The organism is Kribbella sp. NPDC050820, assembly GCF_040653975.1.
In the GTDB taxonomy this organism is placed as follows: Bacteria; Actinomycetota; Actinomycetes; order Propionibacteriales; family Kribbellaceae; genus Kribbella.
Genome location: NZ_JBFAHB010000003.1, coordinates 74569 through 98802, shown reverse-complemented (window position 1 = coordinate 98802; position 24234 = coordinate 74569). Strand labels below are relative to the sequence as shown.

At 68.9% G+C, this 24234-nt stretch carries 28 protein-coding genes; 10 read left to right on the top strand and 18 right to left on the bottom strand.

The window, feature by feature from the left end; genetic code table 11:
* Nucleotides 1–131: 131 nt before the first annotated feature.
* The gene (gene typA, locus AB0H36_RS04460) at nucleotides 132–1997 is read left to right on the top strand and encodes a translational GTPase TypA (RefSeq protein WP_360516356.1); all 1866 of its coding nucleotides are present in this window, start codon (nucleotides 132–134) and stop codon (nucleotides 1995–1997) included.
* A 259-nt stretch (nucleotides 1998–2256) separates the two neighbouring features.
* Nucleotides 2257–2820 carry a L,D-transpeptidase gene (locus tag AB0H36_RS04455; protein WP_360516353.1) on the top strand — a complete coding sequence of 188 codons (564 nt, stop codon included), beginning with the start codon at nucleotides 2257–2259 and terminating at the stop codon, nucleotides 2818–2820.
* A 24-nt stretch (nucleotides 2821–2844) separates the two neighbouring features.
* Here the strand turns inward: AB0H36_RS04455 and AB0H36_RS04450 are convergent, their stop codons facing one another.
* Nucleotides 2845–3348 carry an O-acetyl-ADP-ribose deacetylase gene (locus tag AB0H36_RS04450; RefSeq protein ID WP_360516349.1) on the bottom strand — a complete coding sequence of 168 codons (504 nt, stop codon included), beginning with the start codon at nucleotides 3346–3348 and terminating at the stop codon, nucleotides 2845–2847.
* 14 nt (nucleotides 3349–3362) lie between these two features.
* On the bottom strand, nucleotides 3363–4229 hold the full coding sequence (locus tag AB0H36_RS04445) for a haloalkane dehalogenase (RefSeq protein WP_360516346.1): 867 nt from the start codon (nucleotides 4227–4229) through the stop codon (nucleotides 3363–3365).
* 90 nt (nucleotides 4230–4319) lie between these two features.
* Between AB0H36_RS04445 and AB0H36_RS04440 the strand changes: the two genes are divergently transcribed.
* The gene (locus AB0H36_RS04440) at nucleotides 4320–5120 is read left to right on the top strand and encodes a L,D-transpeptidase family protein (RefSeq protein ID WP_360516343.1); all 801 of its coding nucleotides are present in this window, start codon (nucleotides 4320–4322) and stop codon (nucleotides 5118–5120) included.
* Nucleotides 5121–5124: 4 nt separating this feature from the next.
* Here the strand turns inward: AB0H36_RS04440 and AB0H36_RS04435 are convergent, their stop codons facing one another.
* The 5 genes from AB0H36_RS04435 to AB0H36_RS04415 form a co-directional block, all read right to left on the bottom strand.
* On the bottom strand, nucleotides 5125–5475 hold the full coding sequence (locus AB0H36_RS04435; protein ID WP_360516340.1) for a DUF2516 family protein: 351 nt from the start codon (nucleotides 5473–5475) through the stop codon (nucleotides 5125–5127).
* A gap of 101 nt (nucleotides 5476–5576) precedes the next feature.
* Nucleotides 5577–6113: a hypothetical protein gene (locus tag AB0H36_RS04430; protein ID WP_360516337.1), complete on the bottom strand. Its 537-nt coding sequence runs from the start codon at nucleotides 6111–6113 to the stop codon at nucleotides 5577–5579.
* A 37-nt stretch (nucleotides 6114–6150) separates the two neighbouring features.
* Entirely contained in the window at nucleotides 6151–6624 is a 474-nt protein-coding gene (locus tag AB0H36_RS04425; protein WP_360516334.1) for a helix-turn-helix transcriptional regulator, read from the bottom strand.
* A gap of 80 nt (nucleotides 6625–6704) precedes the next feature.
* Complete coding sequence (locus tag AB0H36_RS04420; protein WP_360516331.1) at nucleotides 6705–7661, bottom strand: asparaginase; 957 nt, start codon at nucleotides 7659–7661, stop codon at nucleotides 6705–6707.
* A gap of 46 nt (nucleotides 7662–7707) precedes the next feature.
* Entirely contained in the window at nucleotides 7708–8700 is a 993-nt protein-coding gene (locus tag AB0H36_RS04415) for a glycine cleavage T C-terminal barrel domain-containing protein (RefSeq protein ID WP_360516328.1), read from the bottom strand.
* A gap of 110 nt (nucleotides 8701–8810) precedes the next feature.
* Here AB0H36_RS04415 and AB0H36_RS04410 point away from each other — a divergent pair, with 110 nt between their 5' ends.
* Nucleotides 8811–9632, top strand: coding sequence for an LLM class flavin-dependent oxidoreductase (locus tag AB0H36_RS04410; protein WP_360516325.1), 822 nt, complete (start codon nucleotides 8811–8813; stop codon nucleotides 9630–9632).
* Between the two features lie 63 nt (nucleotides 9633–9695).
* Here the strand turns inward: AB0H36_RS04410 and AB0H36_RS04405 are convergent, their stop codons facing one another.
* Nucleotides 9696–11072: a cation:dicarboxylase symporter family transporter gene (locus AB0H36_RS04405; RefSeq protein WP_360516322.1), complete on the bottom strand. Its 1377-nt coding sequence runs from the start codon at nucleotides 11070–11072 to the stop codon at nucleotides 9696–9698.
* A 155-nt stretch (nucleotides 11073–11227) separates the two neighbouring features.
* Between AB0H36_RS04405 and AB0H36_RS04400 the strand changes: the two genes are divergently transcribed.
* Nucleotides 11228–12484: an ATP-binding protein gene (locus tag AB0H36_RS04400; RefSeq protein ID WP_360516319.1), complete on the top strand. Its 1257-nt coding sequence runs from the start codon at nucleotides 11228–11230 to the stop codon at nucleotides 12482–12484.
* Complete coding sequence (locus AB0H36_RS04395) at nucleotides 12477–13154, top strand: response regulator (protein WP_360516316.1); 678 nt, start codon at nucleotides 12477–12479, stop codon at nucleotides 13152–13154. The genes AB0H36_RS04400 and AB0H36_RS04395 overlap by 8 nt, the downstream gene beginning before the upstream one ends.
* On the opposite strand, the gene AB0H36_RS04390 is transcribed toward AB0H36_RS04395, so the two are convergent.
* On the bottom strand, nucleotides 13151–13648 hold the full coding sequence (locus tag AB0H36_RS04390; protein WP_360516828.1) for an FABP family protein: 498 nt from the start codon (nucleotides 13646–13648) through the stop codon (nucleotides 13151–13153). The genes AB0H36_RS04395 and AB0H36_RS04390 overlap by 4 nt on opposite strands.
* 160 nt (nucleotides 13649–13808) lie before the next feature.
* Between AB0H36_RS04390 and AB0H36_RS04385 the strand changes: the two genes are divergently transcribed.
* A complete protein-coding gene (locus AB0H36_RS04385; protein ID WP_360516313.1) occupies nucleotides 13809–14171 on the top strand; it encodes a DsrE family protein in 363 nt (120 codons plus the stop codon).
* Nucleotides 14172–14209: 38 nt separating this feature from the next.
* Here the strand turns inward: AB0H36_RS04385 and AB0H36_RS04380 are convergent, their stop codons facing one another.
* Nucleotides 14210–15619: a hypothetical protein gene (locus AB0H36_RS04380; RefSeq protein WP_360516310.1), complete on the bottom strand. Its 1410-nt coding sequence runs from the start codon at nucleotides 15617–15619 to the stop codon at nucleotides 14210–14212.
* On the bottom strand, nucleotides 15619–16176 hold the full coding sequence (locus tag AB0H36_RS04375; RefSeq protein WP_360516307.1) for a hypothetical protein: 558 nt from the start codon (nucleotides 16174–16176) through the stop codon (nucleotides 15619–15621). Before AB0H36_RS04375 ends, AB0H36_RS04380 begins: the two co-directional genes overlap by 1 nt.
* Nucleotides 16177–16385: 209 nt before the next feature.
* On the opposite strand from AB0H36_RS04375, the gene AB0H36_RS04370 reads away from it, so the two are divergent.
* Both AB0H36_RS04370 and AB0H36_RS04365 read left to right on the top strand, forming a co-directional pair.
* Nucleotides 16386–17516, top strand: coding sequence for a molybdopterin-dependent oxidoreductase (locus tag AB0H36_RS04370; RefSeq protein WP_360516304.1), 1131 nt, complete (start codon nucleotides 16386–16388; stop codon nucleotides 17514–17516).
* Nucleotides 17513–17941 carry a hypothetical protein gene (locus tag AB0H36_RS04365; RefSeq protein ID WP_360516302.1) on the top strand — a complete coding sequence of 143 codons (429 nt, stop codon included), beginning with the start codon at nucleotides 17513–17515 and terminating at the stop codon, nucleotides 17939–17941. The genes AB0H36_RS04370 and AB0H36_RS04365 overlap by 4 nt, the downstream gene beginning before the upstream one ends.
* Here AB0H36_RS04365 and AB0H36_RS04360 read toward each other — a convergent pair.
* Nucleotides 17884–18708: a 3-keto-5-aminohexanoate cleavage protein gene (locus AB0H36_RS04360; protein WP_360516299.1), complete on the bottom strand. Its 825-nt coding sequence runs from the start codon at nucleotides 18706–18708 to the stop codon at nucleotides 17884–17886. The genes AB0H36_RS04365 and AB0H36_RS04360 overlap by 58 nt on opposite strands.
* A gap of 93 nt (nucleotides 18709–18801) precedes the next feature.
* On the opposite strand from AB0H36_RS04360, the gene dtd reads away from it, so the two are divergent.
* Entirely contained in the window at nucleotides 18802–19227 is a 426-nt protein-coding gene (dtd, locus tag AB0H36_RS04355) for a D-aminoacyl-tRNA deacylase (protein WP_360516296.1), read from the top strand.
* 103 nt (nucleotides 19228–19330) lie between these two features.
* Here the strand turns inward: dtd and AB0H36_RS04350 are convergent, their stop codons facing one another.
* From AB0H36_RS04350 to AB0H36_RS04325, 6 genes are all read right to left on the bottom strand, one after another.
* The gene (locus AB0H36_RS04350) at nucleotides 19331–20557 is read right to left on the bottom strand and encodes a choice-of-anchor P family protein (RefSeq protein WP_360516293.1); all 1227 of its coding nucleotides are present in this window, start codon (nucleotides 20555–20557) and stop codon (nucleotides 19331–19333) included.
* A 301-nt stretch (nucleotides 20558–20858) separates the two neighbouring features.
* Nucleotides 20859–21155: a DUF1416 domain-containing protein gene (locus tag AB0H36_RS04345; RefSeq protein ID WP_360516290.1), complete on the bottom strand. Its 297-nt coding sequence runs from the start codon at nucleotides 21153–21155 to the stop codon at nucleotides 20859–20861.
* A gap of 3 nt (nucleotides 21156–21158) precedes the next feature.
* Entirely contained in the window at nucleotides 21159–22007 is an 849-nt protein-coding gene (locus AB0H36_RS04340) for a sulfurtransferase (RefSeq protein ID WP_360516287.1), read from the bottom strand.
* Nucleotides 22008–22020: 13 nt separating this feature from the next.
* The gene (locus tag AB0H36_RS04335; protein WP_360516284.1) at nucleotides 22021–22464 is read right to left on the bottom strand and encodes a DUF4395 domain-containing protein; all 444 of its coding nucleotides are present in this window, start codon (nucleotides 22462–22464) and stop codon (nucleotides 22021–22023) included.
* A 269-nt stretch (nucleotides 22465–22733) separates the two neighbouring features.
* Nucleotides 22734–23699: an RDD family protein gene (locus AB0H36_RS04330; protein ID WP_360516281.1), complete on the bottom strand. Its 966-nt coding sequence runs from the start codon at nucleotides 23697–23699 to the stop codon at nucleotides 22734–22736.
* A 73-nt stretch (nucleotides 23700–23772) separates the two neighbouring features.
* Nucleotides 23773–24231 (bottom strand): thioredoxin family protein, encoded by a 459-nt coding sequence (locus AB0H36_RS04325; protein ID WP_360516278.1) that lies wholly within the window; start codon nucleotides 24229–24231, stop codon nucleotides 23773–23775.
* Between the last annotated feature and the right edge of the window lie 3 nt (nucleotides 24232–24234).

Sequence of the window (24234 nt, the reverse complement as noted above, 5' to 3'; positions counted from 1 at the left end):
CAAAGGGTTGCCCGATTCGTGAACACAGTCCGTCACCGGTAGGATGAAGGGGCTGCGCCCTGTGTCGAGTGGCACGTGAAACAGCCGTAGCCACCGCCTGAAAACCCTCTGACTACTTGGAGCGCTTCCCCATGCCTGTCCGTAACGACCTGCGCAACGTGGCGATCGTCGCCCACGTCGACCACGGGAAGACCACCCTGGTGGACGCGATGCTGTGGCAGTCCGGCGCCTTCGGGGCCCACCAGCACGTGGACGAGCGGGCGATGGACTCCGGCGACCTGGAACGTGAGAAGGGCATCACGATCCTGGCCAAGAACACCGCCGTACGGCACAAGATGGCCAGCGGCGAGCAGGTCACCATCAACATCATCGACACCCCCGGTCACGCCGACTTCGGCGGCGAGGTCGAGCGCGGCCTGTCGATGGTGGACGCGATCGTGCTGCTGGTGGACGCCTCCGAGGGCCCGCTGCCGCAGACCCGGTTCGTGCTGCGCAAGGCGCTGGCCCGGAAGATGCCGGTGATCCTGGTGGTCAACAAGGTGGACCGGCCGGACGCCCGGATCTCCGAGGTCGTCGACGAGACCTACGAGCTGTTCCTCGACCTGCTCGACCACGACGCCGACCAGAGCGCGCTGGACTTCCCGGTCGTGTACGCGTCCGCCCGGGCCGGCCGCGCCTCGCTGACCCAGCCCGCCGACGGCGGCCTGCCGGACTCCGAGGACCTCGAGCCGCTGTTCGAGACGATCCTGGCCAACGTGCCGGCTCCGACGTACGTCCAGGACGCGCCGCTGCAGGCGCACGTCACCAACCTGGACGCGTCGCCGTTCCTCGGCCGGCTCGCGCTGGTCCGGGTGCACGAAGGCACGCTGAAGAAGGGCGCGCAGGTCGCGTGGTGCAAGCACGACGGCAGCGTCGAGCGGGTGAAGATCACCGAACTGCTGGTCACCGAGGCCCTCGAGCGGGTGCCGGGCGACTCGGCCGGTCCCGGTGACATCGTCGCGATCGCGGGCATCCCGGAGATCATGATCGGCGACACCCTCGCCGACCCGGAGGACCCGAAGCCGCTGCCGCTGATCACCGTGGACGAGCCGGCCATCTCGATGACGATCGGCACCAACACCTCGCCGCTGGCCGGCCGGGTCAAGGGCACCAAGGTCACCGCCCGGCTGGTCAAGGACCGGCTGGACAAGGAGCTCGTCGGCAACGTGTCGATCCGGGTGCTGCCGACCGAGCGGCCGGACGCCTGGGAGGTGCAGGGCCGTGGTGAGCTGGCGCTGGCCATCCTGGTCGAGCAGATGCGCCGCGAGGGCTACGAGCTGACCGTCGGCAAGCCGCAGGTGGTCACCCGCGAGATCGACGGCAAGCGGCACGAGCCGGTCGAGCGGCTGACGATCGACTGCCCGGAGGAGTACCTCGGCACGGTCACCCAGCTGCTCGCGGTCCGCAAGGGCCGGATGGAGCAGATGACCAACCACGGCACCGGCTGGGTCCGGATGGAGTTCCTGGTGCCGGCGCGTGGGCTGATCGGGTTCCGGACCGAGTTCCTCACCGACACGCGTGGGACCGGGATCGCGCACCACGTGTTCGAGGGGTACGAGCCGTGGTTCGGCGAGCTGCGGACCCGGCCGAGCGGGTCGCTGGTGGCGGACCGCGCCGGCGCGGCGACGTCGTACGCGATGATCAACCTGCAGGAGCGCGGCACGCTGTTCGTCGAGCCGACCACCGAGGTGTACGAGGGCATGATCGTCGGCGAGAACTCGCGCTCGGACGACATGGACGTGAACATCACCAAGGAAAAGAAGATGACCAACGTCCGGTCGTCGACGGCGGACGAGTTCGAGAAGCTGGTGCCGGCCCGGAAGCTGTCGCTCGAACAGTCCCTGGAGTTCTGCCGCGAAGACGAGTGCGTCGAGGTCACCCCCGAGGCCATCCGTATGCGCAAGGTAGCCCTCAACCAGGTAGACCGCGCCAAACTGGGCCGCAAGAACAAGGCCTGATCACGCCCTTGGGCGCAGACCGACAGGACGTATACGCCCATTGCGGCCACGTTCTGCGGTCACCTGAGCGTGCGTCACGCCGTCCGTAGCCGACACCTCCTGTCGATCTGCCCCGGCGCCTCGGGAACTACAGCGGTGTGATACACCATTGGTCGGTCGGGGGCGGGGGAAGTTGTTCCGGATCGTTACCAACCAGGCGTGCGGTGCTGACGTCTGTCATGTGCAAGCAAGACTTCAGTTGGGGGAAGGACAAGAAAACATGGGCATTCTGCGTAAGCTCGGCGCCACCGTCACGGCTGCCGCGTTCGTGGGAGTGGGCGCTCTGACCGCCACCACGACGGCCGAGGCGGCCACGGTGGCGCCGAAGGTTGCGCCCCAGGTCGTGGTCGCGCCGCAGGCGGCCACGGCGGCGGCCGGTTCGACCGCGGTCGTCCCGGGGAAGCTTCGGATCGACAAGCGGTGCATGACCCGAGGCCGGGTGCTGTGCCTGAACAAGCGCACCCGCAAACTGGTGTACCTGGTGAACGGCAAGCCGATCCAGATCGCCGACGCACGGTTCGGCGGTCGCAAGACCCCGACCCGCAACGGCGTGTTCAAGGTCTACCGCAAGTCGAAGAACCACGTGTCGTCGCTGTACAAGTCGCCGATGCCGTACGCGATGTTCTTCAGCGGCGGCCAGGCGGTCCACTACTCGTCGGACTTCAAGGCCCGCGGGTACAACGGCGCCTCGCACGGCTGCGCGAACATCCGGGACAAGAGGAAGATCGCCTGGATCTTCGCCCGGGTGAAGATCGGCGACAAGGTCGTCGTCTACAGCGCCTGATCTGCAGTCACAGCGGCCGGGGAGTCACTCCCCGGCCGCTGTCGCGTTCCGGAACGCCTTGTACAGCCGGGGTTCCACGAGACAGAAGGTGGCCGTCACGACGTCGGTCGCCGTACGACGCAGCGTCTGTACGGCGATGTCCGCCGCGGACTGCGCCGGCCAGCCGTAGATCCCGGCCGACACCGCCGGCAGCGCCAGCGTCTTCACACCCAACTCGTCCGCGATCCGCAAAGCGTTGCGATAGCAGGACTCGAGCAGCGCCGGATCCCGTTGCCCTGCGGTGTAGTTGGGCCCGACCACATGGATCACGTACGACGCCGGCAGCGCACCCGCAGTCGTCCACGCGGCCTCACCAGTCGCGGCACCGTCCGGATAGCGCTCGATCAACTCGGACAGGATCTCCGGTCCGCCGGCCCGATGGATCGCACCATCGACCCCACCACCGCCGCGCAGGGCGTGGTGAGCCGCGTTGACGATCGCATCCGCGGGGACCGTGGTGATGTCCGCAGTACTGAGAACGATGTCCATGGACGATCTCCTGATCAGCAGGTCGGGATCCAGTCGAGCAACGCCGCGGCAATCTCGTCCGGCGAGTCCTCCGGCAGGAAGTGCAGGCCGTTGACCGTCACCTCTCGCTGGTTCGGCCACTGCCGGCACTGCTCGCGAAGCGGGCCGTTGAGTAACGCCCCGGGCTCGGCGTTGACGAAGAGCTTCGGAATCGGGGTGTTCGCCATCCAGATGGCGTTGGCGGCAACGATGTCGTGGACGTCGGCCGGGGTTCCGTCGATGGGGATCTCCCGCGCCCAGGTCAGCGTCGGGCGCCGCGATTCGCCGGCCTCGGCGAAAGGAGCGCGGTAGGTGGCGTGTTCGTCCGGTGTCAGCTCACGCAGGATCCCGCTCGGGAGAACCGTTTCGACGAACACGTTCTGCTCCAGGACCAACTGCTCCCCTTCCGGGCTCCGCAGTCTGCGGAAGAGCTCCGGAGCCGGCGCGTTCGGGCTGTCCCAGGTCACCGGCGCGACCAGCGTCTCCAGGTAGGCGATCCCGCGTACGGCGTCCGCGTGCCGACGAGCCCAGTCCGTCGCGAGAACCCCACCCCAGTCGTGACCGACCAGGATCACCTGCTCGGTCAATCCCAGTGCTGCCAGGAATCCGTCGACGTACCGCCGGTGGTCGAGGAAGCGGTACCGCAGCGCCTCGTCGGCAGTCGACGTACCGGAACGGCCCATCCCGAACAGATCGAGCGCGATGCAGTGAGCGATCCGCGACACCGGGCCGAGGACGTCACGCCACAGGTACGACGAGGTCGGGTTGCCGTGCAGCAAGACCACCGGTGGTCCGGCGCCGGCCTCACGGTAGGCGAGCCGGACACCGTCGACGTCGATCGACTCGTAACTGCCTGTCGTCACGGGCATCACGGTATACGCTAGGGCGCCAACCAAAAGGCCGGTGAGGACGTCCTATCAGTGTGGGACGGGGTCTATCCAAAGGGGTGTCCGATGCGCGGACTGATCGTTCGGAAGCTGGTGACCGGGCTGGTCGCGGGCGCCGCCATTGCGGCACTGCTGAGTTCCGGAAGCCTCGCCACCGCGCGTCCAGCCGCCACCACCGACCTGAAGACGGTGCCGTTCGAGGTCAGCGGCGAGCTGCCGATCTATCCGAAGGCCCTGTGGAAGAACGGTTCCACCGGGACGAACGTGCGCAAGGTCGAGGCCCGGCTGGTCCAGCTGAAGCTGCTCGAGAAGCGCTACCTGGACGACGAGTTCGGCACCATGACCCGGTCCGCGGTGAAGAAGTTCCAGAAGTCCAAGGGCGTTCCCGAGCTCGGGTACGTCGACCAGAACACCTGGAACAAGCTGGCCGCAGTCACCCACGAGCCGACCCAGACCGAGCTCTACCCGCCGGCCCCGGTGGTGAACGGCAAGAAGCTGGACGCCCGCTGCGCGACCGGCGTCGTACTCTGCATCGACAAGTCCACCCGCAAGCTGCGGTACGTCGTCGACGGTGTGGTGAAGATGCAGCTGGACGTGCGGTTCGGCGCGGTCAAGACGGCAACCCGCGAAGGCAGCTTCACGGTGGGTTGGAAGAGCCGCAACCACGTGTCGAAGCTGTACGACTCACCGATGCCGTTCGCGATGTTCTTCAGCGGCGGCCAGGCGGTGCACTACTCCTCGGACTTCGCCGCCCGCGGGTACAACGGCGCCTCGCACGGCTGCGTGAACGTCCGGGACCTGGGCAAGATCAAGCTCCTGTTCGACCAGATCAAGGTCGGCGACAAGGTGATCGTGTACCGCTCGTAGTGAACTACAGGGGACGCGGACCGCGCCGGCGCCGGATCCCCCAGCCACCCCGGCCGCGACCGGTGGCGGCGCGCAGGGCCGGGCGGGCGTCGACCAGGTAGACCGCCGAGGCGACGATGCCGATCAGGCCGAAGAAGCTCAGCCAGCCCTGGAAGATCTGACTCAGCGTGAACACGACCAGGATCAGCACCCAGCCGGGCTTGGTCAGCTTGTCCGCTGCGGTGAACACCGCCCGCGGCCGGAAGGCCGCGTCGAGCAGCGCCACCAGCTTGATCCCGAGCAGCACCCACCAGATGATCTCGAGCGGACCGGCGAACCCTGGGAACAGGTTCGGGAACGTGGCGAGTGGGACCATGCGTACGAGCCTACCGAAAGACCGGGCAGCCTACCTCTGCTGAGCGCAGATTGGGGGCTGCCCGGCCTCAGGATTCACCCAGGTGGTGGGTGTTGTTACTCTCAGTCGCCGATCTTGGAGGCGGCGTCCGAGGCGGCCTTGGAGGCGGTCTTCGCGGTCTTGCGGGCGCTGGTCGCGGTCGCCTTGACGTTGCGGGTCGCGCTGTCGGCGGTCTTCTTCGCGGTGGTCCGGGTGGCCTTGGCCTTGCTCGCCGTGGTCTTGGCCTGGGTGACCAGGTCCTCGGTGGCCTTCTGGCTGCGGATCCGCTCGACCAGGTCCTTGCCGCGGCCGGCCAGGTCCTCGTAGGTCTCCTCGGCCTGGCCCAGCACGGTGGTGAAACCGGCCTGCGCGGTCTTCGGCAGCTCACGCAGCTTGGCCGGGGCGGTCTTCGCGTCGGCGACGATCGCCTCGAACCGCTTGGCGAGCTCGGTCTGCGCCTTGGTCAGCTCGGTCTGCAGGGCCTTCTGGTCCAGCTTGGTGAGCTCCAGCTTGGCGAACCGGGCGGTGACGTCGTCGCTGACCGCGCGGAACTTCTCCACGGCCAGGTCGCCGGCGCCGGCGATCGCGTAGAACGGGGTGACGGGCGTACGGGTAGCCATCAGGCTTCTCCTCGGGATGTCTTTCAGCAGGAAGGTGTTACTTGCGCTTGCTTGCAGGGGTCTTCTTGGCCGCAGGCTTCTCGGCGGCAGCCGGCTCGGCAGGCTCCGGCTCCGGCTCCACCGCGGCGTCGTCGTCGGACGTGTTCTCACGGACGAAGGACGCGTAGACGTCCAGCAGGACACGCTTCTGCCGCTCGTTCAGCGCCGGATCGAGCAGTACGGCCTCGACCACGCCGGCGGCCCGTCGGCCGTCCGAGCTGTCGTCCGGGTCGAGGATGCCGGCCCGCACGTACAGGGTCTCCGCGGAGATCCGCAACGCCTTCGCGAGCTGCTGCAGCACATCGGCCGACGGTTTCCGCAGGCCGCGCTCGATCTGGCTGAGGTACGGGTTCGACACACCGGCCAGGTCGGACAGCTGCCGCAACGACAACTGCGCATGCCGCCGCTGCTCGGCGAGGTACTCCCCGAGGGAGCCCACCGCCCCAGCCGCACGATCACTCAACCTGGCCATGCGTCCAGTGTGCTAGCAGAGTGCTTGCAATTGCAAGCAGGACCACCGTGACCCGCCTCACGCGGGGCGGCGAGCCCGATTCAGCTGAAGGTCGAGGCGTGTGGCTGGACCGCGCCGACGACGGCGCCACCGCCGTACAACGGGAACTGGGACTGCTGGTCGAGCACCTCGTGCTCGAGGCCGAGCATCTGCAGTACGGCGGCCATCACCACGGCTCGCGCTCGCGGCGTACCGTCCTCGATCTTCACCGCGATCCCGCGTCCGTCCTCGAGGCCGACGGCGTACACAGCCTCCGCGCCGACCTTGCAGAACAGGCCCGGGATGGCCCGCATCAGGGCGGCCTCGTCGCGCATACTCCCGCTGGCGTACTCCGGGTATCCCCGGAACGCGTCCTTCACCTGAGCCTCGAGCGTGCCCGGCGCGGCGGCAGCGAACAGGCCGAACGACCGAGCGAGGCCGGCCAGGCTGATCGCGAGGATCGGGGCGCCGCAGCCGTCCACGGCGACGTACGAGACCTTCTCGCCGGCGGTGTCCTCGACCGCGGTCCGGATGACCTGCTGCAGCGGGTGATCCGGCGCGCGGTAGTCGTCCAGCGGCCAGCCGTTGATCACGCAGGTGAGCAGCATCGCCGCGTGCTTGCCCGAGCAGTTCATGACGATCCGCTCCTGGCCGTGGCCCGCGCGAACCCAGGCGTCCCGGCCGGCATCCTCGAGCGGGTACGCCGGCGGCGTCCGCAGCGCCGACTCGTCCAGCCCACCCAGCGCGAGGATCTCGCGGACGCCGTCCAGGTGGATCTGCTCGCCGGAGTGCGACGCGCCCGCCAGCGACAGCAGTTTGCCGTCGAGCGGCAGCCCGTTGCGGAGCATGCCGAGGGCCTGCATCGGCTTGTTCGACGAGCGCGGGAACATCGGCTGGTCCACCACACCAACGGACCACTCGACCGCGCCGTCGGGGTTCGTCACCACGACGGAGCCACGGTGGTGGCCCTCGACGAAGCCGCTGCGGACGACGTCGGCCAGGATCACAGGTTCGGTCACGGCAGAACTGTACAGGTGCAAAATGCGGCATTGCGAATGAATCGGTTCACAGCCGGGCGCGGACGTGCAACCCCACCTCAGGGTCGACCAGCAGCTCCTGGGTCGCGGTCACCGTCGGCTGGTCCTCGGCGACGACGTCGAGCACAGCCGCCGGATCCACGTTCCGCTTCACCAGCGCGAGCGCGATCGGGCCGAACTCGTGGTGCCGCGCCGCCGACCCGACGAACCCGACCTGCTTGTCTCCGACGCGTACGGCGTACCCGTGCTGCGGCAGGTGGTCGACCGAGCCGTCCAGGTGCAGCCGCACCAGCCGCCGCGGCGGACGGCCGAGGTTGTGCACCCTGGCGACCGTCTCCTGACCGCGGTAGCAGCCCTTGTTCAGATGTACGCCGACACCGAGCCAGCCCAGCTCGTTGGGAATCGCCCGCTCGTCCGAGTCCAGGCCGAACCGCGGCGCACCCGCCTCGATCCGGAGCGCCTCGTAGGCCCAGATCCCGGCCGCCGGACCCTCGAGCCCGGCCAGCTCGGCCCGCGGCAGAAAGACCTCGTGCCCGCCGAGCGAGTCCTCGCCGCTGCGGGTCAAGAACTCTCCCTGAGCCGGACCGGGACGCCAGATGATCGCGTAGTCGTCGGTCACGTCGGTGATCTCGACGCGGGACATGAAGACCATCTTCTGCAGCCAGTCCACGAGCGCCGCGGCGGCACCCGGCTCGGTGTGCAGCCAGAACGTCTCGCCGTCGTCGACGCCGTACATCACGTGCTCGACGTGACCGGTCGGCGACAGCAGCAGTGCGGTCGTCGACGTACCGGGCTTCAGGCCCTCGAAGTACTGCGTCGTCAGCGCGTGCAGCCAGGTCAGCCGGTCCGGACCGGTGATCTTGACGACCTCGCGGTGCGACAGGTCGACGAACCCGTCACCGGCCGCGAGCGTCCGCTGCTCCCGCAGGTCGGAGCCGTAGTGGGCCGCGACGCCGGCGTCGAGTCCGTCGGCCTCGACCGCGCCGGGCCGGTCGAGCAGGGGGCTGCGCTTCCGTGACATGTCACCAGAGTACGTCGAGCGGCGTACCGCGAACGCCTCCCACCGTGGGATGTGGACAACACCCGGTCCCGGACAGCCTGGAGGTACCAAATCTCGAAGGGAGCAAGGCGATGAGCGACAGGCGATTCCGGTTCGGCGTGGTGGGCAGCCCGGCGACCGCGGAGCAGTGGACCACGACCGTACGGCGGGCGGCCGACCTCGGCTACTCGAGCGTGCTCATGCCCGACGGACTGCAGTTGCCGTCGCCGTTCGCCTCCCTCGCGATGGCAGCGACGCTCGCAGACATCCGGGTCGGGACGTTCGTCGCCGCCGCGCCGCTGCGGACGCCCCGGCAGGCTGCCTGGGACGCGCACACGCTGACCGTGCTGACCGACGGGCGGTTCGACTTCGGCATCGGCACCGGGCGGCCGGGCACCGACCAGCAGGCCGCCGAGCTCGGGCTGCCGTTCGGCTCGGGCAAGGAGCGCCGCGACCAGGTGCGCGAGACCCTCGACATCCTGGAGCGGCTCGACGGCGAGCGCCGTACGCCGATCATGCTGGCGGCCGGCGGACCGCGGGCGCTGGCGCTGGCCGCGGCCCGGGCGGACATCGTGTCGATCGCCAAGGACGCGATGACACCGCGGGCGGAGATCCAGCGGCTGGTCCGGGACCTGCGCGAGCTGGCCGGACCGCGGGCGGACCGGATCGAGCTGGCGATGAACCTGTTCGCGGCCGGGACCCGCGAGCTGCCGCCGTGGACCCGGCAGGCCGCGGGCGTGTCCCCGGAGGAGCTCGAGGCGAGTGACTCGCTGATGATGCTGCGCGGGACGCCGCAGCAGATGGTCGACGAGCTCGAGCGGCGCCGCGACGAGTTCGGTACGACGTACATCACCGTCAACGCGACGTACGTCGAGGACCTGGCTCCTGTGGTCGAGAAGCTCGCCGGCAGCTAGACGTGGCACTGCCCGTCAGCTGCAGGAAGCTGACGGGCAGTGCCGGAGGGGTGGAGAGGTGGATCAGTGGCGGGAACCGCTGTCTACTGCGGGCGCATCCGCCAGAGGTACGTCGCCGGCGTGCGTGTCACCGGCGGCGAAGGCTTCCTCGTCGAACGGGTCCTCACCGGCGAAGACCTGCTTGGCCTGGGCCTTGTCGAACTCACCGACCCAATGCCCGATCAGGACGGTCGCAACCGCGTTGCCGGCGAAGTTCGTCAACGCCCGGGCCTCGGACATGAACCGATCGATGCCGACGATCAGGCCGACGCCGTCGACCAGCTCCGGCCGGTGCGACTGCAGGCCGCCGGCCAGCGTGGCCAGGCCGGCGCCGGTGACACCGGCGGCGCCCTTCGAGGCGACGATCATGAATACCAGCAGCGAGATCTGCTGGCCGATCGAGAACGGTTCGTCCATCGCCTCGGCGATGAACAGCGACGCCATGGTCAGGTAGATCGCGGTGCCGTCCAGGTTGAACGAGTAGCCGGTCGGGACGGTGATGCCGACCACGGACTTGTCGACGCCGAGGTGCTCCATCTTCCCGATCAGCCGCGGCAGCGCGGTCTCCGACGACGATGTCGAGACGATCAGCAGGAACTCGCGGCCGAGGTAGCGCAGCAGCTGGAAGATCGACAGCCCGGTCACGACCCGCAGCAGGGTGCCGAGCACGACCACCACGAACAGCAGGCAGGTCACGTAGAACGCCAGCATGATCTTCAGCAGGCTGACCAGCGCGGTCGAGCCGGCCGCGCCGACCACCGCGGCGATCGCGCCGAAGGCGCCGACCGGGGCCGCCCACATGATCATCGACAGCACCTTGAACACCAACCGCTGCAGGTGCCCGATGCCGTTCAGGATCGGCTGCCCGCCGGCGCCCATGGCCTGCAGCGCGAAACCGATCAGCAGCGCCACCAGGACGGTCTGCAGCACCTCGCCCTCGGTCACCGCGGACACGATCGTCTTCGGGATGATGCCGAGGATGAAGTCCGTGGTGGTCTCGTGCGCACCGGCGGCCTGCTTCTGGCCGGCCTCCCGCAGCTTGTCGGTCAGGTCCAGGCCGGAACCGGGCTGGACCAGGTTGCCGACCACCAGGCCGATGGCGAGCGCGGCCGTCGACATCACCAGGAAGTAGGCGAGCGCCAGGCCGCCGACCTTGCCGACACTGGCGGCCTTGCGGACCGAGCCGATGCCGAGCACCAGCGTGCAGAAGATGACTGGGCTGATCATCATCTTGATCAGGTTGACGAACCCGGTGCCGAGCGGTTTCAGCTCGACCGCGAAGTTCGGGAACAGGAAGCCGACACCGATGCCGAGCAGGACGGCGACGATGACGGCGATGTAGAGGAAGTGGGTGCGATCGTTGCGGACCGGGGTGGGCCGCGATTCTGTCGGGCTCGACATGGGGGACACTCCTGTATCGGCCGGGCGGGCTGTACCTGAGTAACTGTGACGTGACGCACAGGGGAACTGCGCATTTCGTTCATATCGTTCGCAACACCGGACCAGTGGGCCCGCTGGAATGCACAAATCCGGCCCATCCTGTGCACACTGTCGGCATGAAGCGTCGGCCGTGGGAACTGCGTCGCCAGGTGCTCTGGCTGCAGACCGTCACGGCACTGGTGTTGATCGCGGTCGTCTGGCTCACGATGATCGCCCAGTCCCGCACGCAGGCCGACCGGGACGCCGCGGCCGCCGGGGTCGAGCCGCCCGGCTGGGGCGAGCTGATCCGGCTCGACATCCGCTCGATGCTCGGCGTCGCAAGCCTGATGCTCGGCTTCGCGATCGCCGGCAACGCCCTCGTCTCCTGGCGGGTACGACGCGCCACCCGAGGCATCGGCACGCAAGCGCTGGCCCGGATGCTCGACTTCTACGAAGGCGTACTGCGGGCCGCCCGCGAGGGCCTGGTCCTGCTCGACGCGGACGGCCGGGTCCAACTCGTCAACGACGAGGCCCGTCGGTTGCTAGGTCTGCAGACGGTTCCTCCTGGCACTCCGATCCGGGAGCTCCACCTGGGCAACACTTTGTCGGAGCTGCTGACGGCGGGTCGGACGGCGTACGACGAACTCCACCTCGGCGCCGAGGGCGTCGTGGTCGTGAACCAGCAGCCGGCCAGGTCCGGACGGATCGTGACACTGCGGGATCACACCCAACTGCAGCGGCTGCTCGGTGAGCTGGACGCGGTCCGCAGCCTCGCGGAATCCCTGCAGGCACAGAATCATGAGGCTTCGAACCGCCTGCACACGGTCGTCAGCCTGATCGAGATCGGCAAGCCGGAGAAGGCCCGCGAGTTCGCGGTCTCCGAGCTGCAGTTCGCCCAGGCGATGACCGATCGCGTCGTCGGCACGGTCGGCGATCCGGTGCTCGCGTCACTGCTGCTGGCCAAGCTGTCCCAGGCCCAGGAACGCGGTGTCGCCCTCACGCTGGAGCTCGGTCACGAAGCCCTCAACACCCGCCTGCCTGCGCAGGACGTCGTCACCGTCGTCGGCAACCTGCTCGACAACGCGATCGAGGCCGCTCGCGGTGGATCCGCACCCCGCCGGGTCGAGCTGAGGGCGAGTACGACGCCGGACGCGATCGACCTGGCCGTCACCAACACCGGTGCCGAACTGGGGTCGGCCGAGCTGGCGCACATGTTCGACCGCGGCTGGACCACGAAGGCCGAGCCGGGACACGGACTCGGGCTCGTACTGGTGCGCAGTACGGTCGAACGCTGGCAGGGTTCGCTCATGGTCGACCCGGATTCCGAGCTGGACGACGTACCGGCGCTGACCGTGCGGGTCCGGCTGCCGCGGGCGGTGGGCGTCAGTGCCTGACCTGCGCGTGCTCGTCGTCGAGGACGACCCGGTCGCCGCCGAGGCCCATCGCACGTACGTCGACCGGCTGCCCGGCTTCGCGTGCCTCGGAGTCGCCGGTACGGCGGCCCGCGCGCTGCAGGTGCTCGCCCGCGGAGACGTGGACCTGGTGCTGCTGGACATGAACCTGCCCGATGGACACGGTCTCGACGTGGTCCGGCGGATGCGGGCCCTCGGCAACCAAACCGACGTGGTCGCGGTGACATCGGCCCGCGAGGTCGCCGCAGTACAGGCTGCAGCCCGGATCGGCGTGGTGCAGTACGTGCTGAAACCCTTTGCCTACGAGACTTTGCGCGACCGACTGACGGCGTACGCACGACAGCGCAAGGCCGCCGAGTCCGGCCAGGTGGTGGCGGATCAGGACGAGGTCGACCGTCTGTTGCACCCGGCAACCGTCTCGTCAGTGCCGAAGGGACTGGCCGGATCCGTGCTGGATCGCGTCGTCCAACTGCTCGGCGATCGCGAGGGCTGGACGGCTGAAGAAGTCGCGGCGTCGCTCGGCACGTCCCGGATCACCGCGCGGCGCTATCTCGAGCACCTCGCCGACCAGGGCCAGGCGCTCCGCACGCAACGGTACGACGGCCGCAGCGGGCGACCGAAAGTCGAGTACTCCTGGGTGGCGGAGAGTTAGCTCGACCGGACCAGAGTGGCCCAGAGGTGGGGCTGGAGCGGGTGCCCCTCGGCGGCCATGTCGTAGGCCCACATCAGCTCGCCCTTGACCAGGCCGTAGAGCCGGTGGCCGGCGCTGACCTCCTTGGCCGTCTCGGTGCGGGCGACGACGTCGGTCCGAAGCTCGATCTTCGCGCCCTCGATCTCGCCGTACCAGATCTCGGCGAAGCCGGTCGGGTGGGCCAGGATCACCTCGAGCTTGTTGTCCGGCTTGGGCCGCCAGAACCCGGTCTCGACCGCGAGCGGGCGCTCCTTGGTGCCGTCCGCGCCGACCACGTAGGTCTGGCTGACGTAGTGCAGGTACGGCTTGCCGTTGTGGCTGAAATCGATCTGCTGGCCGAACTCGAACTTCTCGATCGTCGGGTAGTCCCCGTGACCGCGGCCCTCCCAGCGACCGAGCAGCCAGGCCAGCGGCATCAGGTCGGGGTGCAGGTCCTGCGGGATCTCGAACGCCATCTCAGTTCGCACTGCGGCCGCGGTACAGCCGGTAGACGACGAACGCGGAGAACCAGCCCATGAAGACACAGACCAGGACCAGCAGCGTGGTGAAGATGACGTGCAGCACGTCGGCCAGTCTAGAGGATCGGCGCCGGGGTCTCTGGGCTACCGTGGCGTGATGTCCCGCACGCTGGTGATCAAGCTGACCGCAGGCGCCGAGGAAGCCGAGCGCGCCAACCAGGCCTTCACCGTCGCGGCCACGGCGGTCGCGGCCGGTGCCACGGTGTCCCTGTGGCTGACCGGGGAGGCTGTCTGGTTCGCCGTACCCGGGCGGGCGGAGGAGTTCGACCTCCCGCACGCCGCGCCCCTGGCCGACCTCCTGACCGCCGTCCTCGAAGGCGGCCAGTTGACGGTCTGCACCCAGTGCGCCAAGCGCCGCGACCTGACCGAGCCCGACCTTCGCCCCGGCACCCGAATCGCCGGCGCCCCCGCCTTCACCGAAGAAGTCCTCACCGACAACACCCAAGCCCTCGTCTACTAACCGCCGACCGCTCCTGAGAGGTCACCACTCTGGGGGTGTCAGCGTTCCTGGCCGGGGCCGTCGGTTCGGCTGCCTGGGCCGCGGCTGGCGCCGGCGTGCACCTGGGCTGCGGTTTGGCCGCCGCGGCCGCCTTCGAGTGTGCCCGGCTCGGGCCGCGTCGCCGCACCGCCGGCAGGCGCACGGCCGCTGGAGTAGACAGTCTCGTTGCGCTGCCGCTCCGCATCCGGTACGTCGCGACCGGGCCCACGCTCACCTTGTTGCGCCGCCCGCTCGGCCCGCTGCCCTTCGAGATTCTGCTCGACCGGGTGGTACTGCTGCCCGTCGATCCACACCTCGCCACTACCGACGTTCTGGACGTTCGCCCCGTCCTGACGCCCCTGCGTCTGACCGGGCCCGTCCTGCTCCTGATCAGGCCCGTTCACCGTGAACGTCGCGTTGTTGATCGACCCGTCCTCCTGCATGACGTCCCGATAATCCTGCCCCTCCTGCCCCTGCAAACGCTGAGGCCGCTCCCCCTGCTCTCCTAGCTCACCCTCCCGCTCCGGCTCCCGGTCGTCCCGGGCTTGGTCAGCCTGCTGGTCCAGCTCCGGCTCCCGCCCCTCCCGGGCTTGCTCCGCCTGCTGATCCAGCTCCGGCTCCCGCCCGTCTCGGGCTTGCTCGGCCTGCTGGTCGAGCTCGGGCTCCCGGTCGTCCAGCGTCTGCTGTGGCTCCTGGTCGAGCTCCCGGTCGTCCCGCGCCTGCTCTGCCTGCCGGTCGAGCTCGGGCTCTCGGTCGTCCTGCGCCTGCTGCTGTTCTTCTCGGTCGTCGAGTTCGTCGGCGACGGCGGCTGCTGTGCCTGCGGCTGCTACCGGGGCCGTCGGGTCGACGGCCTGATCGCGGCGGCGTTCGTCCTCCTCGCGTTCCCGCTGCTCACGAGCGTCGCGCTGCCGATCGGTCTCGTCGTCCCGGTCGCGGTCAGCCTCAGCCTCCTGGTCGTCCTCGACCCGATCGAGGACCCCGTCTTCGTCCCGATCACCCTGCCGCTCGTCGACCTCGGCGTCTTCCTCGCGCTGCTGCGCGTCGTCGACCGCCCGGTCCCGATCGTCGATCTCGTCCGGCTGGAGATTGTTGTTCAGGTCGCCGTTGGCCTCCGCCTGCCGGTCGGCCTCCTCCTGCAGCCGCTCGAGCTCGGCCCGCCGCTCGGCGTTCTGCTCCGCCAACCGCGCGTTCTCCTCCTCGAGCTGCCGGACCTGCCGCTCGTGCTCGTTCCACTGGTCGGCCCGGTCCGGGTTCTCGTTCAAGTACCGGTCGAGGACCGGGTTCTGCTGTCGCGCATTTCGCATGTGCTCCAGCGCCGCGCGCGCCCGCTTGCGCCGGTCGAGCGCCTCCTTGACCAGCTTCAGGTTGTTGAGCAGCCGCCGGACCTCGTTCAGGGTCTGCTGAAAGATCTCTTCCGCTTCGTCGGCCATCACGCCACCTCACTCGCATAGACGGAGTACCCGAAGCCGGCCTGCGTGTTCTCCGGCCCGGGCTGTGTCGCGTACAGGTGGATCTCGGCGCCCGGCCGCAACCAGACCGCCAGGTGCCGACGGCGCCCCCGCCACTCCACAGGCACCCGCGGATCCGCCCCCGGCCCGACGAACACCGGATCGCCCCAGTACTTGCGCCCGAGCGCGAGCTGCGCGGGCCAATGCGTGTCCAGGCCCTCCTCGGCATCGGCCAGCTCCGCCGACCCGATCTCGTACGCCGACCACCCGCTGCGAGGACTCTCCGGCAGTACGGCGTCCGGCAGCACAAGCATCACGGTCTCGCGCGGAGTGACAAGACCCCAGGTATAGCGGTCGGGATCGATGTTGCCGGGGGCCCAGGGACGCCAGCCGGTGACCGCGGTGACCCGGGACACCAGCGCCCGGATCGCGTCCAGGCCGGTTCCCGGGGGTCCCCAGATCGATCGCCAGTCGGAGACCTCGGCCAGGTCGGCCATGGCGCGTTCGTCATCGTCGGACGACCGCAGCTGCGTCTTCACCCGCCGACTCCTCTCATCGACAACCCGCACAGCCTATGCCCGCCCCGGTGCATCCGGTTCAGACCGACAGGACGTATATGCCCACTCGGCGGTTCCACGACGCCTGGCCTCGCGGAGCGCTCGACGAGGTGAGGCGATACCTCCTGTCGTTCGGCACCCGTAATCGCACGACGGCCCACAGATCGTCTCACCTGGGTTCTAGTGGAACCATGAAGATCCCGACGGAGCAGTCGTTCCGTTCCGCGCTGCACCATCCGCGGGTGGCGGTCGTGATCGGCCGCTGGCTCGGCGTCGCAGTCGCGGTCTGCTTCCTCACCGGCCTGTTCAGCCATCTGCAGCAGACGACACCCGGCTGGCTCGTCATCCCGAGCCGGCCGGCCTCGCTGTACCGGGTCACGCAGGGACCGCACGTGCTGACCGGCCTCGTCGCGGTTCCGTTGCTGCTGGCAAAGTTGTGGACGGTCTACCCCAAGCTGTTCGCCAAGCCGCCCTGGCCGCCGAGCCGGCAGGCGCTCGGCACGGTCCTGGAACGCCTCTCGATCCTGGTCCTGGTCGCCGCGCTGGCCCTCGAGCTGTTCATCGGATTCGTCAACACGATCCAGTGGTACCCGTGGCCGTTCCCGTTCCGGCAGACCCACTACGCCCTCGCCTGGATCATCGTCGGCGCCATGCTCGTGCACGTCGCAGTCAAGCTCCCGCTGATCGCCGCGAACTGGCGTCGCACCCCCGAACCGTTGCCAGCCGCAACCACCGGGATGACGCGCCGTACCTTGTTCCGGACCGTGGCAGGCGCCGGCGCGCTGGTCGGCATCACCTCGGCCGGCCAGTCCGTCCGAGCGCTCGGGCCGGTCGCCGTCCTGGCGCCACGGAAGCCTGGCATCGGCCCCCAGGGCCTGCCGGTCAACCGTACGGCGCAGGACGCAGGCGTCACGGCGATCGGCGCGGACTGGCGCTTCACGGTCGACGGTCCACAACCGCTGTCCTACACGATCGACGAGTTGCGCGGGCTGCCGCAGAACCGCTCCGACCTCCCGATCGCCTGTGTCGAGGGGTGGAGCCAAGGTGCGCGGTGGGAGGGCGTCCGGATCCGCGACCTGCTCCGGCTGTGCGGTGCGCCCGAAGGATCACGGGTCCGGGTCGTGTCGATGGAGCAGGGCGGCTTTTACGCCACGAGTGAGCTGCCGCCCGAGTTCGCCGACGACCCACTCACCCTGCTCGCCCTGCGCCTCAACGGCAGCGAGCTCGCGCTCGACCACGGGTACCCGGCGCGGATCATCGCGCCGAACCGCCCCGGCGTACTGCAGACCAAGTGGGTGCACCGGCTGGAGGTTCTGTCGTGAAGGCCCGGGTCGCGCTGGCTGCGGTAGGCCTAGGCGTCGGGCTCTGGGGCCTGTGGCTGTTGCTGGATGCCCTGGACCCGCCGGCACTCCTCCGCCTCCCGCTGTGGCTCGGCGGCGCCGTACTCGCAGACGACTTCGTCCTCGTCCCGCTGACTCTTGCTGTCGGGTGGCTGCTGACGCGGCGGTCCGGCCTGGGCGCCGTCCGGACGACCTTGACGTACGTCGGCCTGACCACTCTGATCGCAATCCCGCTGCTGCTCCGTCAAGGCAGCGGCGCCAACCCGACCGTGCTCCCCCGGAACTACCTGCGCGACTGGTTGCTGCTCGAGGCCGCGATCATCACGGTCGGCCTGATCGTGTTCGCCGCTCAGCGCTTGACGTTGAGGAGGTCGCGGGCCTCGTCCGGGGACATGGGCGGGCGCTGAGCCATCGTCGCGAGGGCGGCGGCGCGCTCGACCAGTTCGGCGTTGTGGGTGACCGGCTGACCCTTCGCCAGGGTCAGCGTGTCCTCCATGCCGACCCGGAGGTGACCGCCCTTCGACAACGCGGCCAGCGCGACCGGGAGCGCCGTACGCCCGATTCCCGTTGCGGACCAAGAGGTGACTGCGTCCGGCAGTGCGTTGACTGCGGCAACCAACGCGTCCGTCGTGCCGGGCATGCCGCCCGGGACGCCCATCACCAGGTCACAGTGCACGCGGCCGCCGTACGGGAGGCCGTACTTGTCGAGCAGCCGGTGCAGCGCGGCCACGTGCCCGAGGTCGAACAGCTCGAACTCCGGCACCACCTCACGCTCCTGCGACAGCTGATACAGCTCGGTGACGAACGGCCACGGGTTCATGAAGACGTCGTCGCCGAAGTTGACCGTGCCCATCGTCAGCGAGCACGAGTCCGGTACGGCGTCCAGCACCCGGAGCCGGTGGTCGAGCGGATCGGTCACCGCGCCACCGGTGGACAGCTGCACGATCACGGCCGTGTTCTCGCGGACCGCGGCGACCGACTCGCTCAGCCGGCCGAGGTCGAGCGTCGGCCGGTGCTCGGCGTCGCGGATGTGCAGGTGGATCATCGCGGCACCGGCGGCCTCGCACCGCTTCGCCGTCTCGACCAGCTCCTCGAGCGTGGTCGGCAGCGCCGGGCAGTCCGCCTTGGCGGTCTCGGCGCCGGTGGGTGCAACAGTGATCAGGGTCGAAGCCATGAAGAGATCTTGCCAGATCCGGGGCAGTGACGGGACATTTGCCTGCCGGACGGCCTGATTACCGGACGATCTCCCGCGAGGCAGGATGGTCGCATGAGAGCCGTCGTACAGCGAGTCAGCCAGGCATCGGTCACCGTCGAGGGCGAGGTGGTCGGGGCGATCCACGAGCCCGGGCTACTCGTCCTGCTCGGCGTCACCCACGACGACACCGAGGAGAAAGCGAAGGCGCTCGCGGCGAAGATCTGGACGCTGCGCATCCTGCACGACGAGCGGTCCTGCTCCGACGAGCAGGCGCCGATCCTCGCGATCAGCCAGTTCACCCTGTACGCCGACACCCGCAAGGGCCGCCGCCCGTCCTGGAGCGCCGCCGCCCCCGGCCCCGTCTCCGAACCCCTGTACGACGCCTTCTGCACGGCGCTGGAATCCCTCGGCGCCAAGGTCGAACGCGGCCGCTTCGGCGCGCACATGGACGTTGCCCTGACCAACGACGGCCCCGTCACCCTGATCCTCGACGCCTGACAAGACGAACGGCCCCCGGCGGGATCCGTGGATCCCGGCCGGGGGCCGGTGTGTTGTGTTCTGAATCGGTGAGGTTCGACTCAGAAGGGTGCGTTCGGCTGGATCAGCCGATGACGCCGGCGGCCGAGTGGCCGACGATGACCTTGGTGTTCAGGCTGTAGACGTCGATCACCAGGGCGTTCACCGCGACGTACCGCTGCTGCTTGACGACCTGGTTGAAGGTCAGCTTCGCGACACCCGGGATGTCCAGCGTCTGGTTCACACCGGTCCTGACCGGGTAGACCTTGTTGCCCACGCGGATCGAGGCGATGCTCGAGGAGTGGTCCAGGCCGACCTTGCCATCCTTGGTCTTCCAGGCCGCGGCCGAGGACTCGATCGCGCCGATCGACAGCGTGCCGACCTTCACACCCGCGACGTGCGAGGTGAACTTCACGGCCGACTTGTCCATGCTCATGAAGCCGTTCTTCGTGGTGTAGACCGCACCCACGTAGGCGACCTTCGGGATGTTCAGCTCGCCGACCGCGTTCCGGATCGTCTTGCCCTCAGTGCCCTGGCAGGTGGACTGGTAGGAGGTCGGGCCGGAGACGACCAGCTTGTCCGCGTGCGCCTTGGTGCCGTACGCGTCACCGATCACCATCGCGGTGGCCGGCTTGGTGATCTCGGCGCGGGTCTTCAGCACCGCGACGTCGACACCCTCGGGGATGTACTGGTTCTTCACGTTCGCGTGCAGCACGACGGCCTGCGCGTACGAGTAGATGCCGGTGTTGGTCTTCACGCCACCGACGCGGTTCAGCACCATGTAGCCGAGGCCCGGGATCGCGACCTTGGTGTTCGGCTTCGGGTTGAGCAGCGACGGCACCGAGACGGCGCCGATCTTGACGCCGGCGAAGGTGGTGCTGCCGGTGTAGGACAGCTTGCCGTCCTTGTAGACCGACGTGGTGGTGGTCTTCACACCCGTCAGGTGCAGCAGGCTGCCGAGCTTGATGTCGACGGCCGTCGCGTTGCTGGTGACGCCGTTGCCGTGCTTGTTGTTGAACGAGTGGGTGTCGGTCCGCACGGTGCGGGCGATCGCCTGGTTGTTCACGTTCGCGGCGGCGAGGTCGTTCTTGTCGGACCGGTTCGAGTCCGTGGTGCAGCTGATCTGGCTGACCACCTGCGGGCCGCTGTTCGCCAGGCCCGACTGGACGTCGGTGCCGAACGCGTAGCCGCTGTACCCGAAGACGGGCGACGCGGACGCCGAGCCCGAGGTCAGCGCGATCGTAGAAGCCACGCCGACAACCGCCGCAACACCGACGGCAGCGAGCTTCTTGTATCCGATGCGGGGTCTCATGACCCCTCCTCCCTGAGTGATGACGTGACCCGGATGGCGGGCCAGGACACAGACACAACTCAGTCGGTTGCGGTAGGTAACGAGAAGGTTCCGCTCCGAGATCAAACCGTTACATCACCGCCCGATGCGCGAGATTTCCGGGTCGGACCCGTAACCCCGGGATGATGCCGAAAACCCCTGTGGACAACTGGATTCCGGACATGCCGAAGGGTCCGGACGCGCAAGGTCCGGACCCTACGGGGCTTGCATCAGGGTGGGCCGCCCTCGGTCGGAGGCGGCACCATGAGTAACGAACGAATGCTCAGACGGCTACGGCCACCTCGGCGACTTCGCCGTACTGGGCGACCACCTGGCGGTCGACCGGCTCGGCCTTCGGGGCCAGCGTCCGCAGCGTCCAGCTGCCCGGCGCCGCGAAGAACCGGAAGTGCCCGGTCGCGGACGTCGGCACCTCCGCGGTGAACTCACCGGAGGCGTCCAGCAGCCGCACGTAGGCGCCGCCGACCGGCTCCTCGCCGCGCAGCACCTGGCCCTGGATCACTGCTTCCTTGTCGACGTCCACGCCCTTGAGGTCGAGACCGCCCTGCTTTGCTCCGCACATGTGTCAGGCCTTTCCGGGTTCGTCGCCGAGGGCAACGGGTACGCCGACCAGCGAACCCCACTCGGTCCAGGAACCGTCGTAGTTCTTGACGTTCGGCTGCCCGAGGATCTCGTGCAGCACGAACCAGGTGTGCGCCGACCGCTCGCCGATGCGGCAGTAGGCGATGGTGTCCTTCCCGAAGTCGACTCCGGCGTCGGCGTACAGCGCCTGCAGCTCGTCGTCGGACCGGAAAGTGCCGTCGTCATTGGCGGCCTTGCTCCAGGGGATGCTCGCGGCGGTCGGGATGTGACCCGCACGCTGCGCCTGCTCCTGCGGCAGGTGGGCCGGGGCCAGCAGCCGGCCGGCGTACTCGTCGGGGCTGCGGACGTCGACCAGGTTCTTCACGCCGATGGCTTCCTTGACCTCGTCACGGAAGGCGCGGATGTTCAGGTCCGGCTCCTGGGCCTGGTACTCGGTCGCGTCCCGCTTGACGACCTCGTCGGTCAGCTCGCGGCTGTCCAGCTCCCAGCGCTTGCGGCCGCCGTCGAGCAGCCGGACGTCACCGTGGCCGTACAGCTTGAAGTACCAGTACGCGTACGCCGCGAACCAGTTGTTGTTGCCGCCGTACAGCACGACCGTGTCGTCGCTCTTGACGCCGCGGTCGGACAGCAGTGCCTCGAACTGCTCCTTGTTGACGAAGTCCCGCCGGACGTGGTCCTGCAGGTCTTCCTTCCAGTCCAGCTTGATCGCACCGGCGATGTGGCCGGCGTCGTACGCCGAGACGTCTTCGTCGACCTCGATCAGGACGACCCCGGCGTCGTTCTTGTGCTCCTCGACCCAGTCGGCCGAGACGAGCGCGGATTCCCTGCTCATGGTGTGCTGCCTCTCAGTGGTTGGTAGCGGTGGTTGGCGTACGAATGCGGTGGATCAGCAGAAAGGCCTCGCAACCGAGGCAGAGCCCGACGGCCGCGTTCACGAAGGCGGCGACCAGGGCGAATCCGGTGGCGACCACGCCGAGCACGGTGACGCCGGTCAGGTACCCGATCAGACCGGCGGCCGCGAAGACGAGGCCGACCAGCTGGGCGAACCGCGGCGGCGCCGCGTCCTCCAGGTCCTTGGGCGGACCCAGCCGGGGCCGGATCAGCCGCTTGAAGAGCTGCCCGTACGGCGACGCCTGGACGCCGAACGCGACGGAGACCGCGAACACCACGGCCTGGACCGCGAGCGGCCAGGCGCTGTTCAGGATCAGCGTCAGCGCGAGCAGCACAGTGGTGATTCCCGCGGCGAAGCGGAGTCCGCGGGGGTCGACCTTCGCTGTCGTTTCGGACATGCACACTCCCGAAGGAGGAGGTGGATCGAGCCGGACCCGCCCGGGTACGCGGGAGGCGGCGTACGCGAAACCGTGCTCAGCTACCGGTTCCGCAGCGCTCGGGACGCCGCCTGGTCAGCGGCGACGACACAGCGACGAGCGCACCCGGCAGTTGTCCACTGCCCGGCGCTTGGTCAGCCATGTCGTGTAAGCCACGGATCGAGAGTACGGAAAGCGGGCGGGTGCACCAGCTGTGGTCCCATGTTATGAGACAACTGTTCACATCGCGGTCAGGTGCGGACCACGTTGGTGTCGGCGACCTTGTCGTGCAGGGCCTGCTTCTTGTCATCCCACAGCGGCCACAGGTAGTTGATCAGGCTGAGGAAGCTGAACAGGGCGCCGACCACTGGGATCGCGCTGAGCAGGCTGAGCCCGGTGTAGACGCTGAACCGCTTCGCCACTGCCGAACCCGGTGGCGGACCAGGCACGTCGCGTAGCCGGACCGCGATGCCGACCGCCTTCTTGCCGGGTGTGGCGCCGCTGCGGGTGAGGAAGAAGTACTCGTAGACGAACGAGACGGCGATCCCGATCAGCACTGCGGGGATCATCCACTGGTAGACCTCGCTGGGCAGCGCGAACGTCGACTGCGGCGTGCCGGCGGCGGCAGCGTCCATGGTGTCTTCCATGTAGTCCCAGATGACCTGGAAGTACTGCCAGTAGAAGTAGCCGGTGAAGGGCAGCCCGATGATGCCGACGATGATCCCGTCGATGATGCGGGCGAACACGCGGCGCCACCAGCCGGACAGCGGCTGGCCGTCGGGGGTGGTGGCGACCCGCTGGCCGGGGTAGCCGAAGCCCTGCCGCGGGTACTGCTGTCCGTGCTGCTGGGGGTATTGGGGCTGGCCGTACTGCGGCTGGCCTGGCTGACCGTACTGGGGCTGGCCTGGCTGACCGTACTGCGGCTGGCCAGGCTGACCGTACTGGGGCTGGCGTGGCTGACCGTACTGCGGTTGGCCCTGCTGACCGGGCTGGGGTTGGGCGTACTGCGTCGGCGTCGGCTGGGCGCCGCCGTACACCTGACCGTGCTGCATCGGCTGGCCGAACTGCGGCTTGCCCGCCGCGGGCTGGCCGAGCTGGCCCTGGTACGGCGGTGGGCCCTGCCGTGGACGGCGGTTGTCCGTCCACGTGCTGCCGTCCCAGTACCGCTCTTGGGACTGGTCCTCGGGGTCGTCGTACCAACCGGCTGGAGAGCTCACCGGCAAAGTCTCACCCAACTGGTGGTCCATCCGCCATTCGGTGGCAGTTAACGGACGCGGCGGTTGACCCGGCTCAGCGCGGCGCGTGCTCGATCGCGGTCGCCAGGGCGGCGATCACGTCCGACTTGCGCGGGGCGCCGCTGGCGCGCTTCACGATCGCACCGGTGCGGTCGAGCACGAGCGTCGTCGGGGTGCGCAGGATGTCGAGCCGCCGGACCAGGTCCAGGTGCTTCTCCGCGTCGATCTCGACGTGCCGCACGCCGTCGACCATGCCCTCGACCTCGGCCAGCGTCCGCCGGGTCGCCCGGCACGGGGCGCAGAACGCGGAGGAGAACTGCAGCAACGTCGCGCGCTCGCCGAGCTCGTCACCGATGTCCGCAGCAGACACCCGGTCCATGCTGTCCACCTGCTCGGTGTCCGCCTTTCGCACCACGTGGGTCCCTCGGAACCGGCCGTCGAGTGTGGCCTTGAGCACACTGAGCACGACACCGGCGGCGACTGCGCCGACCAGCACCCACGTCCCCAGGCTCATGAC